The 13166-nt window shown below is 53.6% G+C and carries 10 protein-coding genes; 5 read left to right on the top strand and 5 right to left on the bottom strand.

Annotation, left to right across the window (positions count from 1 at the left end):
- Positions 1-4 precede the first annotated feature (4 nt).
- Together ppdD and nadC are read right to left on the bottom strand one after the other, a co-directional pair.
- Positions 5-442, bottom strand: a complete 438-nt coding sequence (ppdD, locus tag J4685_RS15615) for a prepilin peptidase-dependent pilin (protein WP_000414987.1) — start codon at positions 440-442, stop codon at positions 5-7.
- Between the two features lie 221 nt (positions 443-663).
- A complete protein-coding gene (nadC, locus tag J4685_RS15610) occupies positions 664-1557 on the bottom strand; it encodes a carboxylating nicotinate-nucleotide diphosphorylase (protein WP_001135136.1) in 894 nt (297 codons plus the stop codon).
- Between the two features lie 87 nt (positions 1558-1644).
- Between nadC and ampD the strand changes: the two genes are divergently transcribed.
- Both ampD and ampE read left to right on the top strand, forming a co-directional pair.
- Positions 1645-2208, top strand: coding sequence for a 1,6-anhydro-N-acetylmuramyl-L-alanine amidase AmpD (gene ampD / locus J4685_RS15605; protein WP_000936329.1), 564 nt, complete (start codon positions 1645-1647; stop codon positions 2206-2208).
- The gene (gene ampE, locus J4685_RS15600; RefSeq protein ID WP_000172037.1) at positions 2205-3059 is read left to right on the top strand and encodes a beta-lactamase regulator AmpE; all 855 of its coding nucleotides are present in this window, start codon (positions 2205-2207) and stop codon (positions 3057-3059) included. Before ampD ends, ampE begins: the two co-directional genes overlap by 4 nt.
- Positions 3060-3150: 91 nt before the next feature.
- On the opposite strand, the gene J4685_RS15595 is transcribed toward ampE, so the two are convergent.
- The 3 genes from J4685_RS15595 to aroP form a co-directional block, all read right to left on the bottom strand.
- The gene (locus J4685_RS15595) at positions 3151-4101 is read right to left on the bottom strand and encodes a family 43 glycosylhydrolase (RefSeq protein ID WP_000024787.1); all 951 of its coding nucleotides are present in this window, start codon (positions 4099-4101) and stop codon (positions 3151-3153) included.
- Positions 4101-5507, bottom strand: coding sequence for a glycoside-pentoside-hexuronide (GPH):cation symporter (locus J4685_RS15590; RefSeq protein WP_000357547.1), 1407 nt, complete (start codon positions 5505-5507; stop codon positions 4101-4103). The genes J4685_RS15595 and J4685_RS15590 overlap by 1 nt, the downstream gene beginning before the upstream one ends.
- A 163-nt stretch (positions 5508-5670) precedes the next feature.
- Positions 5671-7044: an aromatic amino acid transporter AroP gene (aroP, locus tag J4685_RS15585; protein WP_162467022.1), complete on the bottom strand. Its 1374-nt coding sequence runs from the start codon at positions 7042-7044 to the stop codon at positions 5671-5673.
- 562 nt (positions 7045-7606) lie between these two features.
- Here aroP and pdhR point away from each other — a divergent pair.
- The 3 genes from pdhR to aceF all read left to right on the top strand — a co-directional run bounded on the left by pdhR (position 7607) and on the right by aceF (position 13098).
- Positions 7607-8371, top strand: a complete 765-nt coding sequence (gene pdhR / locus J4685_RS15580) for a pyruvate dehydrogenase complex transcriptional repressor PdhR (protein WP_000331771.1) — start codon at positions 7607-7609, stop codon at positions 8369-8371.
- Positions 8372-8530: 159 nt separating this feature from the next.
- The gene (gene aceE, locus J4685_RS15575; RefSeq protein ID WP_000003857.1) at positions 8531-11194 is read left to right on the top strand and encodes a pyruvate dehydrogenase (acetyl-transferring), homodimeric type; all 2664 of its coding nucleotides are present in this window, start codon (positions 8531-8533) and stop codon (positions 11192-11194) included.
- Between the two features lie 14 nt (positions 11195-11208).
- A complete protein-coding gene (gene aceF, locus J4685_RS15570) occupies positions 11209-13098 on the top strand; it encodes a pyruvate dehydrogenase complex dihydrolipoyllysine-residue acetyltransferase (RefSeq protein ID WP_000963594.1) in 1890 nt (629 codons plus the stop codon).
- Positions 13099-13166: the final 68 nt, after the last annotated feature.

Genomic DNA, 13166 nt, shown 5'->3' with positions numbered 1-13166 from the left:
CTCCTTAGTTGGCGTCAAAACGGAAGGCATCTTCACAAGCCTGTTGTAACGCGCTGTCGCTTTGAATATTGCAGTTACGCGTCCAGCCGGTAATGCCGTTAGCATTGTCCCAGGCGGGCGTCATGATGACGTTAAGCCCGCTCAGACTCTCCTGGCCGGTAAGCGTGATGACGCCTTTTTCCACGCTCATGCCCGAAACATAACGGGTGATGACGGGCGAGGGGATACCGTTGACGCCCGCATCGCATGTGCTCGTCCCACCATGTTCCAGAGCGCAGAGTTCGACGGCGGTACGGTAGGGGACAAACGTTTGCAACATATCCGTCAGCGCCGCTTTACGCAGATAGTTCTGGTAAGCCGGAATGCCAATGGCGCTTAAAATGGCGATGATGCCAATAACGACCATCAGTTCGATAAGCGTGAAACCGCGTTGTTTTTCCATTGTTCGCTCCTTGAGTTAGCTGGCGCTACTGTGGCAAACGAGGAAAGAGCGGGCGAGCGGCAAAAGGTAAAACGGGAAGGCGGATTCTGAAGATTTTCGCTGCGTTACATGACACGGCAACGTTATTGCGAGGCGCTACGAATATTTTACCGAATCACGACGCGGATCTACGGACAGGTGATTTATAGACCCGACGGCGCAGCGCCATCGGGCGGAGAGGATCAGCGAAAACGCATGGAGAGATCGAGCGCGCGTACGTGCTTGGTCAGCGCGCCAACGGAGATGAAATCCACCCCGGTTTCAGCAAATTCGCGTAAGGTTTCCGCGGTGACGTTGCCGGATACTTCCAGCCGCGCCTGGCCGTTGACGCGTTTCACCGCCTCGCGCATCTGGTCGGTGTTGAAATTATCCAGCATGATAATATCCGCGCCTGCTTTCAGCGCATCGTCCAGTTCATCCAGATTTTCGACCTCGACTTCTACCGGCACGTCCGGATGTAGCCAGAACGCTTTTTCCACCGCCTGACGAACAGAACCGGAGGCGATGATATGGTTTTCTTTAATCAGGAACGCGTCAGTGAGGCCCAGACGATGATTGGCGCCGCCGCCGCATAAAACTGCATATTTGAGCGCGGTGCGCAGACCCGGCAGCGTTTTACGCGTGTCGAGCAACTGGGTTTGGGTGCCAGCCAGCAGTCCAACGTAGCGGCGTACTTCACTGGCGACGCCGGAAAGGGTCTGGACAAAGTTTAGCGCCGTGCGCTCGCCGGTCAGCAATACGCGAGCCGGGCCGTTCAGTTCAAACACTGTTTGGTTGGCGTGAATGGCGTCGCCGTCATCGACATGCCAGGTGAGGCGCACATCATCGCCCGCCAGTTGGATGAAGACCTCTTCAACCCAGCGCTTGCCGCAGAAAACGCCGTCTTCACGAGTGATCACCGTGGCATGGGCTTGCGTATCTGCCGGCAAAAGTTGCGCGGTGATATCGTTGCCAGCATCGACTTCTCCACCTAAATCTTCACGCAGCGCCTGAGCAACGGCGGCAGGGATATCGAGATTAATGCGTTCCAGTAGCGCGTCACGTCGGTCGTCTGGGTTATAACGGCGAGGCGGCATGATAAAACTCCAAATTGCTAACGAATCATAAGGTAGAAACATGCTACTCTGAAGCAGCTATAAGCACCACTCAAAAGGAGACTCCGCATGTTGCCAGATAAGGGTTGGTTGGTAGAGGCGCGACGCGTCCCTTCTCCGCATTATGATTGCCGTCCGGATGACGAAAAACCGTCCTTGCTGGTGGTGCATAATATTAGCCTGCCCCCCGGCGAGTTTGGCGGTCCGTGGATCGATGCATTATTCACCGGAACGATAGATCCAGACGCCCATCCTTTTTTTGCAGAAATCGCTCATCTTCGTGTTTCGGCCCATTGTCTGATTCGTCGCGACGGTGAAATCGTCCAGTATGTGCCTTTTGATAAGCGTGCGTGGCATGCGGGCGTGTCAAACTATCAGGGGCGGGAACGTTGTAATGATTTCTCCATTGGTATTGAGCTGGAGGGGACGGATACGCTGGCTTATACCGATGCGCAGTATCAGCAGCTAGCCGCCGTGACGCGCACGCTTATCGCTAGCTATCCGGCGATCGCCGACAATATGACCGGACACTGCAACATTGCGCCTGACCGCAAAACGGACCCTGGCCCTGCCTTTGACTGGCCGCGCTTTCGCGCTTTGGTAGCCCTCTCGTCGCACAAGGAGATGACATGACGCTGTTTACGACATTACTGGTGCTGATTGTCGAGCGCCTGTTTAAGCTGGGCGAGCACTGGCAGCTCGATCATCGGCTGGAGGCGCTATTCCGTCGGATTACGCATTTTTCGATGTTACGCACGATGGGAATGACGGCGATCGCGATGGTGGTGACTTTTCTACTGCTCCAGGCGTTAAAAGGGCTGCTATTTAACGTGCCGACGCTGGTGGTGTGGATTCTCCTGGGCGTGCTGTGTATCGGCGCGGGCAAAGTGCGAGTACATTATCACGCCTGGCTGAAAGCGGCGTCCCGTAACGATCCGCATCCTTGCGAGGCGATGGCCAGCGAGCTTACGCTGATTCACGGCGTGCCGCCGGATTGTAATGAGCGTGAGTTTTTGCGTGATCTGCAAAATGCGTTGTTATGGATAAATTTCCGTTTTTACCTCGCACCGCTATTTTGGTTTATCGTTGGCGGTCCGTGGGGGCCGGTAACGCTGGTGGGTTATGCGTTTTTACGGGCCTGGCAGACTTGGCTGGCGCGCTATCAGACGCCGCACCAACGTTTGCAATCCGGCATTGACGCTATTCTTCATGTGCTGGACTGGATTCCGGTACGTCTGGCGGGCGTAGTGTATGCATTACTGGGGCATGGCGAGAAAGCGTTGCCGGCCTGGTTTGCCTCGCTGGCGGATCTGCATACTTCGCAATATCAGGTGCTCACACGTCTGGCGCAGTTCTCACTGGCGCGCGAACCGCATACTGACAAAGTAGAAACCCCCAAAGCGGCGGTGTCGATGGCGAAGAAGGCCTCGTTTGTGGTGGTGGTGATTATTGCGTTGCTCACCATTTATGGGGCATTAGTGTAATGTTGTGCCGATGGCGCTAACGCTTATGCGGCCTACAATGGAAAAATCTGTAGGCCCGGTAAGCGCTAGCGCCACCGGGCAGTGCAACGGCTTAGATCGTATCGGCTGGCGGCACGCCAAAATCAGGCATCCCGTTTTCGTCCCAGCGCACCCGTTTCAGACGCGTATGGCGGTTGGGATCGTACAACGGATCGCCTTCAATTTCGGTGTAATTTCTCGCGTGGTACACCAGTACATCTTCACCTTCCGGCGTTTGCGTAAAGCTGTTGTGTCCCGGCCCATACTGGCGATTCTCATAGCTGGTGGTAAAGACCGGGCGCGGTGATTTATGCCAGTTCTGCGGGGTGAGCGGATCGTCGTTTACGTTAATCCACAGTAACCCCATACAGTAGTTTTCATCGGTGGCGCTGGCCGAATAGCTGATAAACAGCTTGTCGCCATGCACCACGACGGCCGGACCTTCGTTAACCCAAAAACCCCGACACTCCCAGTCGTACTCTGGCTTACTGAGCCTTACCGGCTCGCCTTTAATCGTCCACGGATTTTCCAGTTCAGCCAGATAAATATTTGAGTTACCGGCAATATCCGGCGCTTTTTGCGCCCACAGATACCACTGCTTTCCCTGATGATAAAAAGTGGTGGCATCGAGGGCGAAGGTATCAAACGGTGTTTTAATTTGACCTTTCTCCGTCCACTTGCCGGTGAGTGGGTCGGCATCGGCGCACTCCAGGGCAAACATGCGGTGCTGGAACATTCCCAGCTTATCAAGCGCTTGAGTATGGGTAGCGGCAAAATAGATGTACCACTTACCGTTGATGCGGTGCATTTCCGGTGCCCAGATAAGCTGGCTCATCGGGCCTGTTTTCGGTTTGCGCCAGACGACAACGGGGTCGGCGGCGCGCAACCCTTCCAGCGAATTAGCCCGGCGGATTTCCAGTCTGTCATATTCCGGTACGGAGGCAATAAAGTAGTAATCGCTGCCGTCGCGTAAAATAAATGGGTCGGCACGTTGTTCAATAAACGGGTTTGGCCAGTTTGCCATCAGGCTTTCCTTACGCTTTCAGCGGCGTTGAGCTCCTGCAACTCACTCAATTCGCGGTAATTAGTGCGACGTTTTTCCAAATCGTCCTGGATTTTTTTCATCAGTTCACGGTCAACTTTCAGCAGACGTACCACGCCTGCGGTAATCAGATAGCCAACGCCGGGGATAACGGTAAACAACAGCATAATACCGTTCATCGCCGAGGCGCTTTGCGCTTTGGCGCTGGCGTCATAACCGTACCAGGAGAGCAAAAAGCCGACCATCGCCCCGGCAATCGCCAGGCCCAGTTTCAGGAAGAACAGGTTACCGGAGAAGCTGATACCGATAATGCGTTTGCCGGTTTTCCATTCGCCGTAATCGTCGACGTCCGCCATCAGCGACCAGTGCAGCGGGGAAGGGATCTGATGCAGAATATTGAGCAGGAAGTAGAGCGCCACTATCATCACGGTGGCTTTCGGATCAAAGAAATAGAACGCGCAGGAGAAAATCGCCAGCGCGATATTGGTCCAGAAAAATACCTTCAATTTACACCAGCGATCGGTTAAGACTTTTGCCAGCATACTGCCGATCATCATACCGACCACGCCAAGACTAATAAAAAGCGTAGCGAAATGGGTGCTTTGTCCCATCACCCAGGTGACGTAATACATGGTCGCCGCCATACGGATAAACCCCGGGCAGACGTTACATAAGGTCAATAGCAGAATGCGTACCCATTGATCGTTTTTCCACACATCTTTGAAATCATTCTTCATATCATCGTGCGTCGGAACGGCAGGGCGAACGCGTTCGCGGACGCTGGCAAAGCAGAACAGAAACATACCCATGCCGATAATCGCCAGCACGGTCATCGCCAACTGATAGCCTTTGGCTTTGTCGCCGCCGCCAAACCAGTCCACCATCGGCAATAGCGTTAACGATAGCAACAGCGTCGCGATGCCGACTAACACGAAGCGATAAGCCTGACAGGCCACGCGCTCTTTTGGATCGTTAGTGATCACGCCGCCCAGTGAGCAATAGGGAATATTGATGGCGGTGTAGGTCACGGAAAGCAGAAAATAGGTGACGAAAGCATAGACAACTTTGTTGTTATAGCCCCAGTCCGGCGTCGTGAACATCAGAACGCTGAACAGCGCGTAGGGAAATGCAATCCACAGTAGCCAGGGGCGGAAACGACCATATTTACTTTGGGTACGATCGGCAAGCGCGCCCATCACCGGATCGGTAACGGCATCGATAACGCGTACTGAAAGGAGTAAAACACCGACTAACGCCGGGGTAAGACCAAAAATATCCGTATAAAAGTAATTAACAAACAGCATGATAGCGCCAAAAATAATGTTACATCCGGCGTCGCCCATACCATACCCGATTTTCTCTCTTACCGAAAGTCTGCCCTTATCCATTGAGACTTCTCCCCATCAGATGATGGCGGTAATTATTCGCCTGCGAGCTTTTATTTGCGTAGCAGGATCACGCCGCTGATATGGATAAAATGGTTATACGTGGGAAACTGTGAGGCAGATAACACCCTCCCCGGACGGGGAGGGCGGAAAAGTAACGCCACGATCAGTGGGCTTTCACCGTTTTTGCCGTTTTTTCTTTACACAGGTAGCCGACGCCCAGGATGAGCAGCCATACCGGAATCAGCCACACGGAGATCGCCATACCTGGCGTCATCAGCATAATGATCAATACCGCCGCCATAAACAGCAGACAGAGAACGTTGCCGAACGGATAAAACAGGGCCGGGAAGCGGGTTTTCACGCCCTGTTGCTGTTTCGCGCGACGGAACATCATATGGGCAAGGCTAATCATCGCCCAGTTAATGACCAGCGCGGAGACCACCAGCGCCATCAGCAGTCCGAATGCGGACTCTGGGGCCAAGTAGTTGAGCAGCACGCACAACGCCGTCACGACGGCGGAAACCAAAATGGAGCTCACCGGTACGCCGCGTTTGTCGACGTTCAGCAGCGCTTTCGGCGCATTTCCCTGCTGGGCCAGACCGAACAGCATACGGCTGTTGCAGTAAACGCAGCTGTTATAAACCGATAGCGCGGCGGTGAGAACCACGATATTCAGCGCATTGGCGACAAACGTATCGCCCAGCTCATGGAAGATAAGGACAAACGGGCTGGTATCGGCGGTGACGCGAGTCCATGGCAGCAGCGAAAGCAGAACCGCCAGCGAGCCGATATAAAAAATCAGGATGCGATAGATAACCTGATTAGTGGCTTTGGGGATGCTCTGTTCCGGGTTATCGGCTTCAGCGGCGGTGATCCCTACCAGCTCCAGTCCGCCGAACGAAAACATAATAATGGCCATCATCATCACCAGCCCGGTCCAGCCATGCGGCAGAAAGCCACCCTGTTCCCACAGGTTGCGCACGGTGGCCTGCGGACCAGCGGTATCGCTGAAGAGTAACCACGCGCCGAACAGAATCATAGCGATGACGGCGATCACTTTAATAATGGCGAACCAAAACTCCATCTCACCGAACACTTTAACGTTGGTCAGGTTGATGGCGTTGATAATCACAAAGAAGGCTGCCGCAGAAGCCCAGGTGGGGATCTCCGGATACCAGAACTGGATATATTTACCCACTGCGGTCAGTTCCGCCATGGCAACTAATACGTACAGCACCCAGTAGTTCCAGCCGGAAGCGAATCCGGCAAAGCCGCCCCAGTATTTATAGGCGAAGTGGCTAAAAGAGCCGGCGACCGGTTCTTCAACCACCATCTCCCCCAGCTGGCGCATAATCAGAAAGGCAATAAAGCCTGCAATCGCATAGCCCAGGATAATTCCTGGCCCCGCCGACTGAATAACGGAGGCGCTTCCCAGGAACAAGCCTGTCCCTATCGCGCCGCCCAATGCGATAAGCTGAATATGGCGGTTTTTCAGGCCGCGCTTGAGCTGCTCGCTGTGCTGCTGACTGTCCATTATAAAACCTCGTGTATCGGGCGCGGTTTATTCATAACGCGCTTATTTTGAACGATGCAGTAGTGCGTGTGTAAGTTTGCAATTCCGCTTTTTGTATTGATTTATTTACAAGCTCGCTTTTTAAAATGTCACTTCAACTCTTTCGTCTTGATCAGAATAATGGTATGTGGCCGGGAATGCACCTGCTTTGTGCAGGGGTGATGACGAGTTGCGTAAAAAGAAAGCACTTGTAAATACCTCCTTTTATTTTCCCTTACAAAGGTTGATTTGTTTTTATTCATTATTTATGCATAAAAATGCATTTAATCTGCTGTTGAATCGGTTCAGATGAGATTTTTTATCGTTTCAAATACGTTAAATCTACCTCCAGGTGGGTAAATTTAACATTTGTGCACAGTTACAGTTTTGAAACATGATTTCTGTAAAATTGTTAAAATGTGCCTCCTTTACTGATTTCAATCAAAACCTGTATGGACAGAAGGTGAATACTTTGTTACTTTAGCGTCACAGACATGAAATTGGTAAGACCAATTGACTCCGGGCAAATGGCTTAAGACAGGAAATCATGGCCTACAGCAAAATCCGCCAACCAAAACTCTCCGATGTGATCGAGCAGCAGCTGGAGTTTTTAATCCTTGAGGGAACATTGCGTCCCGGAGAAAAACTCCCACCGGAACGTGAACTGGCAAAACAGTTCGACGTCTCCCGTCCCTCCTTGCGCGAGGCGATTCAACGTCTCGAAGCGAAGGGATTGTTGCTTCGTCGCCAGGGCGGCGGAACCTTCGTGCAGAGCAGCCTGTGGCAGAGCTTTAGCGACCCGCTGGTGGAACTGCTCTCCGATCACCCTGAATCCCAGTTTGACCTGCTCGAAACGCGCCATGCTCTGGAAGGCATTGCGGCTTATTACGCGGCGCTGCGCAGCACCGATGAAGATAAAGACCGTATTCGCGAGCTGCACCATGCTATTGAGCTGGCGCAAGAGTCCGGCGATCTGGATGCCGAGTCCGAAGCCGTGCTCCAGTATCAAATCGCCGTCACCGAAGCGGCGCACAACGTGGTATTGCTTCATCTGCTAAGGTGTATGGAGCCGATGCTGGCGCAAAACGTGCGGCAGAACTTCGAATTGCTGTATGCGCGTCGGGAGATGCTGCCGCTGGTGAGTACGCATCGCACCCGTATATTTGAAGCCATTATGGCCGGAAAACCAGAAGAAGCGCGTGAAGCGTCACACCGACATCTGGCGTTTATCGAAGAGATTATGCTGGACAGAAGCCGTGAGGAGAGCCGTCGTGAACGCGCTTTACGCCGCCTGGAACAGCGCAAGAATTAGTTTTTTCTGGCAGAACGTTAACCAGAAGATGTTGTGAATAAAGCGCAAAAATGTGCGCGGCAACTAAACGCAGAACCTGTCTTATTAAGCTTTCTGACGAAAGTTTAATGGGACAGGTTCCAGATAACTCAACGTATTAGATAGATAAGGAATACCCCCATGTCAGAACGTTTCCAAAATGACGTGGATCCGATCGAAACTCGCGACTGGCTACAGGCGATCGAATCGGTCATCCGTGAAGAAGGTGTTGAGCGCGCTCAGTATCTGATTGACCAACTGCTTTCTGAAGTTCGTAAAGGCGGCGTGAAAGTCGCGGCAGGCGCAGGGGCCAGTAATTACATCAACACTATTGCCGTTGAAGACGAACCGGAATACCCGGGCAATCTGGAGCTGGAACGTCGCATTCGTTCTGCGATCCGCTGGAACGCCATCATGACCGTGCTGCGCGCGTCTAAAAAAGACCTTGAGTTGGGCGGCCACATGGCGTCCTTCCAGTCTTCCGCCACGATCTATGATGTCTGTTTCAACCATTTCTTCCGTGCGCGCAACGAACAGGATGGCGGCGACCTGGTGTACTTCCAGGGCCACATCTCTCCGGGCATCTACGCTCGCGCGTTCCTGGAAGGTCGTCTGACCCAGGAACAGATGGATAACTTCCGTCAGGAAGTGCATGGCAATGGCCTCTCTTCCTATCCGCACCCGAAACTGATGCCGGAATTCTGGCAGTTCCCGACCGTCTCTATGGGTCTGGGCCCAATCGGTGCTATCTACCAGGCGAAATTCCTGAAATATCTGGAACACCGTGGCCTGAAAGATACCTCTAAACAGACCGTTTACGCCTTCCTCGGCGACGGCGAGATGGACGAGCCGGAATCCAAAGGCGCGATCACCATCGCCACCCGTGAAAAACTGGACAACTTGGTCTTTGTTATCAACTGTAACCTGCAACGTCTTGACGGCCCGGTCACCGGTAACGGCAAGATTGTTAACGAACTGGAAGGCATCTTTGCAGGTGCTGGCTGGAACGTGATCAAAGTCATGTGGGGCGGTCGTTGGGATGAACTGCTGCGTAAAGACACCAGCGGTAAGCTTATCCAGCTGATGAACGAAACCGTTGACGGTGACTACCAGACCTTCAAATCCAAAGACGGCGCTTACGTACGTGAGCACTTCTTCGGTAAATATCCGGAAACCGCCGCGCTGGTGGCTGACTGGACTGACGAGCAGATTTGGGCGCTGAACCGCGGTGGTCACGATCCGAAGAAAGTTTACGCGGCACTGAAAAAAGCGCAGGAAACCAAAGGCAAAGCGACCGTAATCCTGGCCCATACCATTAAAGGTTACGGCATGGGTGACACCGCGGAAGGTAAAAACATCGCTCACCAGGTTAAGAAAATGAACATGGACGGCGTGCGTTACGTCCGCGATCGTTTCAACGTGCCGGTTGCCGATGCTGATCTCGAAAAACTGCCGTACATTACCTTCCCGGAAGGTTCTGAAGAACACAAATACCTGCATGAACGCCGTCAGGCGCTGCATGGCTACCTGCCAAGCCGTCAGCCGAACTTCACCGAGAAGTTAGAGCTGCCTCAACTTTCAGATTTCGGCGCGCTGCTGGAAGAGCAAAGCAAAGAGATTTCCACTACGATCGCTTTCGTGCGCGCCCTGAACGTGATGCTGAAGAACAAGTCGATCAAAGATCGCCTGGTACCGATCATCGCCGACGAAGCGCGTACTTTCGGTATGGAAGGTCTGTTCCGTCAGATTGGTATCTACAGCCCGAACGGCCAGCAGTACACCCCGCAGGACCGTGAGCAGGTTGCTTACTACAAAGAAGACGAGAAAGGCCAGATTCTGCAGGAAGGGATCAACGAGCTGGGCGCAGGCGCATCCTGGCTGGCTGCGGCGACCTCTTACAGCACCAACGATCTGCCGATGATCCCGTTCTATATCTACTACTCCATGTTCGGGTTCCAGCGTATCGGCGACCTGTGCTGGCAGGCTGGCGACCAGCAGGCTCGCGGCTTCCTGATCGGCGGGACTTCCGGTCGTACTACGCTGAACGGCGAAGGTCTGCAGCACGAAGATGGTCACAGCCACATTCAGTCGCTGACTATCCCGAACTGTATCTCTTACGACCCGGCTTACGCTTACGAAGTGGCTGTCATCATGCATGATGGTCTGGAGCGTATGTACGGTGAGAAACAAGAGAACGTTTACTACTACATCACCACCCTGAACGAAAACTACCACATGCCGGCCATGCCAGCAGGTGCCGAGGAAGGTATCCGTAAAGGTATCTACAAACTCGAAACCCTTGAAGGTAGCAAAGGTAAAGTTCAGCTGCTGGGCTCCGGTTCTATCCTGCGTCACGTGCGTGAAGCGGCACAGATCCTGGCGAAAGACTACGGCGTAGGTTCTGACGTGTACAGCGTAACCTCCTTCACCGAACTGGCGCGTGATGGTCAGGATTGTGAGCGCTGGAACATGCTGCACCCGCTGGAAACCCCGCGCGTACCGTACATCGCTCAGGTGATGAACGACGCTCCGGCAGTGGCATCTACTGACTATATGAAACTGTTCGCCGAGCAGGTTCGTACTTACGTACCGGCTGACGACTATCGCGTACTGGGTACGGATGGCTTCGGTCGTTCCGACAGCCGTGAGAACCTGCGTCACCACTTCGAAGTTGATGCTTCTTATGTGGTTGTCGCAGCGCTGGGCGAACTGGCTAAACGTGGCGAAATCGACAAGAAAGTGGTAGCGGATGCGATTACCAAATTCAACATCGATGCAGATAAAGTTAACCCGCGTCTGGCGTAAGAGGTAAAAGAATAATGGCTATCGAAATCAAAGTACCGGACATCGGGACAGATGAAGTTGAAATCACCGAGATTCTGGTCAAAGTGGGCGACAAAGTTGAAGCTGAACAGTCGCTGATCACCGTAGAAGGCGACAAAGCCTCTATGGAAGTCCCGTCTCCGCAGGCTGGCGTCGTGAAAGAGATCAAAGTCTCTGTCGGCGACAAAACTGAGACCGGTGCACTTATCATGATTTTCGATTCCGCCGACGGTGCAGCTGACGCTGCGCCTGCTAAGGCAGAAGAGAAGAAAGAAGCGGCTCCGGCAGCAGCACCTGCTGCGGCAGCGGCGAAAGACGTTCACGTTCCGGATATCGGCAGTGACGAAGTTGAAGTGACTGAAGTGATGGTGAAAGTGGGCGACACCGTTGAAGCTGAACAGTCGCTGATCACCGTCGAAGGCGACAAGGCCTCTATGGAAGTGCCGGCGCCGTTCGCGGGCACCGTGAAAGAGATCAAAGTGAACACCGGTGATAAAGTGTCTACCGGCTCACTGATTATGGTCTTCGAAGTGGCGGGTGAAGCAGGCGCAGCAGCACCAGCGAAAGCGGAAGCCGCTCCGGCTGCGGCTGCTCCAGCAGCAGCGACGGGCGTGAAAGACGTTAACGTACCGGACATCGGCGGCGACGAAGTTGAAGTCACCGAAGTGATGGTCAAAGTCGGCGATAAAGTTGCCGCTGAACAGTCGCTGATCACCGTGGAAGGCGACAAAGCCTCTATGGAAGTGCCTGCGCCGTTCGCGGGCACCGTGAAAGAAATCAAAATCAGCACCGGCGATAAAGTGAAAACCGGCTCGCTGATTATGGTCTTCGAAGTGGAAGGCGCAGCGCCTGCGGCCGCTCCGGCTAAACAGGAAGCGGCGGCGCCGGCTCCGGCGGCGAAAGCTGAGAAGCCTGCTGCCCCGGCTGCCAAAGCGGAAGGCAAATCTGAGTTCGCTGAAAACGACGCGTACGTTCACGCTACTCCGCTGATTCGCCGTCTGGCGCGCGAGTTTGGCGTCAACCTGGCGAAAGTGAAAGGGACTGGCCGTAAAGGCCGTATTCTGCGCGAAGACGTTCAGGCTTACGTGAAAGACGCTATCAAACGCGCGGAAGCTGCACCGGCTGCTGCGGGCGGCGGTATCCCGGGTATGCTGCCGTGGCCGAAAGTGGACTTCAGCAAGTTTGGTGAAGTTGAAGAAGTCGAACTGGGTCGTATCCAGAAAATCTCTGGTGCGAACCTGAGCCGTAACTGGGTGATGATCCCGCACGTTACGCACTTCGACAAAACCGATATCACCGATCTGGAAGCGTTCCGTAAACAGCAGAACGCCGAAGCTGAGAAGCGCAAACTGGATGTGAAATACACGCCAGTGGTCTTCATCATGAAAGCGGTTGCCGCTGCTCTGGAACAGATGCCGCGCTTCAACAGCTCGCTGTCTGAAGACGGTCAGCGTCTGACCCTGAAAAAATACATCAACATCGGCGTGGCGGTTGATACTCCGAATGGCCTGGTGGTTCCGGTCTTTAAAGACGTGAATAAGAAGAGCGTGACCGAGCTGTCTCGTGAACTGACCACCATCTCCAAAAAAGCGCGTGATGGTAAGCTGACCGCTGGCGAAATGCAGGGTGGTTGCTTCACTATCTCCAGCATCGGCGGTCTGGGAACTACCCACTTCGCGCCGATTGTTAACGCGCCGGAAGTGGCTATCCTCGGCGTTTCTAAGTCGGCGATGGAACCGGTGTGGAATGGGAAAGAGTTTGTGCCGCGTCTGATGATGCCTATCTCTCTTTCCTTCGACCACCGTGTGATCGATGGTGCTGATGGTGCGCGTTTCATTACCATTATCAACAATATGTTGTCTGACATTCGCCGTCTGGTGATGTAAGCGAAAAAGCCGGCCCGACGGCCGGCTTTTTTTTGATAATCTCATGTATTTTGTGAGGTTATTAGCGA

Origin of the sequence: Salmonella sp. 32100201201700099SM (genome assembly GCF_017572645.1) — a bacterium.
GTDB classification, from domain to species: domain Bacteria; phylum Pseudomonadota; class Gammaproteobacteria; order Enterobacterales; family Enterobacteriaceae; genus Salmonella; species Salmonella enterica.
The sequence above is the reverse complement of the archived record's forward strand: the minus strand, read 5'-3'. Positions and strand labels throughout refer to the sequence as shown.

What these genes read in the sequence shown, in the direction of transcription:
- ppdD (WP_000414987.1), bottom strand. Translation starts at nt 442, where the DNA reads ATGGAAAAACAACGCGGTTTCACGCTTATCGAACTGATGGTCGTTATT.
- nadC (WP_001135136.1), bottom strand. Translation starts at nt 1,557, where the DNA reads ATGCCGCCTCGCCGTTATAACCCAGACGACCGACGTGACGCGCTACTG.
- ampD (WP_000936329.1), top strand. Translation starts at nt 1,645, where the DNA reads ATGTTGCCAGATAAGGGTTGGTTGGTAGAGGCGCGACGCGTCCCTTCT.
- ampE (WP_000172037.1), top strand. Translation starts at nt 2,205, where the DNA reads ATGACGCTGTTTACGACATTACTGGTGCTGATTGTCGAGCGCCTGTTT.
- J4685_RS15595 (WP_000024787.1), bottom strand. Translation starts at nt 4,101, where the DNA reads ATGGCAAACTGGCCAAACCCGTTTATTGAACAACGTGCCGACCCATTT.
- J4685_RS15590 (WP_000357547.1), bottom strand. Translation starts at nt 5,507, where the DNA reads ATGGATAAGGGCAGACTTTCGGTAAGAGAGAAAATCGGGTATGGTATG.
- pdhR (WP_000331771.1), top strand. Translation starts at nt 7,607, where the DNA reads ATGGCCTACAGCAAAATCCGCCAACCAAAACTCTCCGATGTGATCGAG.
- aceE (WP_000003857.1), top strand. Translation starts at nt 8,531, where the DNA reads ATGTCAGAACGTTTCCAAAATGACGTGGATCCGATCGAAACTCGCGAC.
- aceF (WP_000963594.1), top strand. Translation starts at nt 11,209, where the DNA reads ATGGCTATCGAAATCAAAGTACCGGACATCGGGACAGATGAAGTTGAA.